This is a genomic window from Trichlorobacter sp., from assembly GCF_030247655.1.
Lineage (GTDB): Bacteria > Desulfobacterota > Desulfuromonadia > Geobacterales > Pseudopelobacteraceae > Trichlorobacter.
In genome coordinates this window covers 1-2,950 of the sequence record NZ_JAOTRZ010000296.1, presented here as the reverse complement: position 1 = coordinate 2,950, position 2,950 = coordinate 1, and the positions used below count along the sequence as shown (strand labels likewise).

4 protein-coding genes are annotated in these 2,950 nt (G+C 43.3%); all 4 read left to right on the top strand.

The genetic code is table 11. The annotated features are described in order from the left end of the window. A partial coding sequence (locus OEL57_RS15910; protein WP_300741825.1) for a hypothetical protein occupies positions 1 to 195 on the top strand: 195 nt, incomplete at its 5' end. 1 nt (position 196) lies between these two features. Further along, positions 197 to 928, top strand: a complete 732-nt coding sequence (locus OEL57_RS15905) for an HAD family hydrolase (RefSeq protein ID WP_300741823.1) — start codon at positions 197 to 199, stop codon at positions 926 to 928. A 15-nt stretch (positions 929 to 943) separates the two neighbouring features. Beyond that, positions 944 to 1,348, top strand: coding sequence for a hypothetical protein (locus tag OEL57_RS15900; protein WP_300741822.1), 405 nt, complete (start codon positions 944 to 946; stop codon positions 1,346 to 1,348). A gap of 43 nt (positions 1,349 to 1,391) precedes the next feature. Continuing rightward, the coding region (locus OEL57_RS15895) for a hypothetical protein (protein ID WP_300741820.1) at positions 1,392 to 2,950 on the top strand (1,559 nt) is incomplete at its 3' end.

The window sequence follows — 2,950 nt, the reverse complement described above, 5'->3', positions numbered from 1 at the left end:
ACTATGGGATGTATATTGACAGAGCAGGAGTACATGGTGCTTTACCCGGAGCGGTTGAAAGATGGCAAAGTATTCTGTAGTTGCGGGGCCAGCAATATCCGCATTACTTGCAACTCAATCCATGTGTGCGCGGTGTGTAACGCCCCGCTGTACACGACTATTAACGATAAAATCCTGCAAAAGAGGGGAATTTAAAATGAAAAAAACGGTAAAAACAAAATTGGTTGTACTCGACATGGAGGGCACCATCTTCAGAAGCAAGGTGGCGTTCAACCAAAACGGTAAAGAGTACATCGGTGGTGTTTGGACACTTTTGTGTGACATACTGGGTGAAGACGCCAGCCTTGCAAACAAGAAAAATTATGAGCGGTTTATTCATCGCAACGATCCAGGCCAGAAGAGTGATTACTACGGATACTTCCGGTTTGTGGAGGATACGATTCTCCTACATCAAAGACATAACCTTACCAAGAGCCAGTTTTATTACGTGATCAATTCTGTCTCCTATTTTGCCGGGGTTTGTGAAACCATCTCCCGCCTGAAGGAAAACGGCATCCGGGTTGCCATGATCACCGGCGGTCTGAAGGCTCTGGCAGACAGGGTCGTATGGGATCACGGCATAGATACCTGTCATGCTGCAGCCGAATACTTTTGGGATGGCGAAGAGCTGAAACGCTGGAGCATCAGCCCGACAGATTTTGAACATAAACGGGCTTTGCTGGAGATGCTGCATAACGATCTGGGGATTGCGCAAGAAGAGATCATATTTGTTGGGGATGGCGACAATGACCAGCATATAGCGGCATACTGCAAATCTATTGCGTTTAATCCAACCGGCAAAGAGTTACACAATCATTGTTCAGCAGTTATCACGCAAGAACCAGGCAAAGAAGACCTTTCGGCAATTCTGGACTATATCAACTGGTAAGGAGGAGGTAGCGTTATGTCAGTAGAGGTTTTTATTCGGATGGAGGTTGACATCAACCAATTGCCGCAACTCCTCAACCAGTTGAAAGGTCAGTTGGCGAGCTTTCCCCACCAGATTGAGATTATTGGTGATGGTCAGTCGTCTGGCAGTTGTGAATCGGAGCAGTGCTGTGTCAAGGCCGCAAGTGGAGAAAAGCTACCTATTCGTCTCTTTCCTGGGGATGAGGGGCAATTCAAGCAGGAGTTACTGCGTACTCGTCGGGCAGAAATTACCACCTTCTACACTGATGGTAAGGTCATAAAAAAGACCTGGGTCACCAACAGCTTCTCGGAGACCTCTGGAGTAATGGCAATCTGCGCTGCCGACCTGAGTTCCGGCATGGTGCCTGGCAACAGCGTGGGATTGAGCGGGTTGAGGTAAGGGTGATTAGCAAATAGTAGCGTTACGTCCCAAGGGGGAAAACATGGCAAGAACACTAAGCGTAAGCTCGCAAAATAAATTGTTTGCTGAATATCTTTCTATCAACGGTACGAATAAAGACAGGGTGAGTGCTCTGGTTACAGAGGTTAACGGAGTGTGTAATTTCATTGAAGAACGTTATTCCGGTGCAAATTGCAGAAACGCCTTCGACATCCTGCAAAAACTGGCAGTTGAGTCACATACACTTGAACAGTTTCTTAATGTTATTAAACCAACTTTGCAGGGTAAAGGGAATGGAGCGCGGCAAGCCGTTGAATTGTTTTATAATTTTTTTGCTGATACAAAATCAATAGAAGAAAGTTTTGCATCATACATGGTCGGGCGCTACCGGTTGGGGTATCCGTATTTAGCTCTTTACTGGGCGGCAGTGCTATTTGAACGGATAATAACCCAAAAGTGGCGTTTCCAGGATACAGAGTGGTTTAACAAGAAATTTGATCCTGACTGGGAATGCTCGTTAAATGAAAAAATTCTCCAGCTAACTGATGAAACGTTAAAAAAAGATTGTGTTTACGAGAAGAAAGATATTTTTAAAAGTTACATTTTCAGAAATTCTGATGGATCTCTGCAAACAATAAACATGTCTGATGAACATGATGCGCAAAGACTGTTTGATACAAGAATGCGTCTTACTAATTTTAGGATTCTACGTAATCGCATAATGCATGAGCTGAATCCTGAATTACAGGAAGAGATGACCAATAATCACCTTGAATTTATTACCTATGTTTGGCTTGAACTGATGCCAAAATCGTTTGAAGAACAGCGCAAAAAATATCCTGCTAAAGAACCTGTTGAAACTATTAATACCCTCTTTAATACGTCGGCAGACTACATGATCAGAGCCGTTGATGAGACAACAAAAAAAGATGTTGTTGCAGATAGTTATTCAGCCATCAAATACGCTGACTTTGAAGATATGTATGCTCTAAGGGACAAACTGTTGCCCTTGCGTGAATGTTTGAATGGATGGCTTTCTGAAAACAGCTCTGATTTGTTGACTGATATTCTTACCCCCATAGACACCACAAGCGCCTATATCTGGATGCCGATGGTGCCCCGTGAAAAAAAGTTGGGCAAAAAATCAGGCGTTTACAACGCAGCCGTTTCAATCCTTGTGACACCTGTTGATTTCAGGGTCTATCTCGATTTTGGAGGCTATGCTCAGAATGATCGTTTTAGGTATTACCTGTTTCTTGAAAGTCCAGAGTATAAAAAGCTTATGGAATCATTTGCAGGCAAAAAAGAAATGCAGGTGTTTGATATTGATTGGTACTGCTTTTTTGCCGACTCTCCAGTGCCGTTAGCTCAATGGAATCGTGACAGGGGAATTCTCGTGGAATCGGCCAAAAAGAAACTGATTGGTGCCGAGCTTCCGATTACCTGGAACCGTATGCTACATGGATATATTCTAAAGAAAATAGCTCTTGATGAAGAAGGAATAAGCTTTGAATGGATTGAACAACATTTAAAATGGATCATACAATTTTATCAAGCGTACCAAGCCTTTAAACCAGCAATCACGTTTGAACAGTATACGAA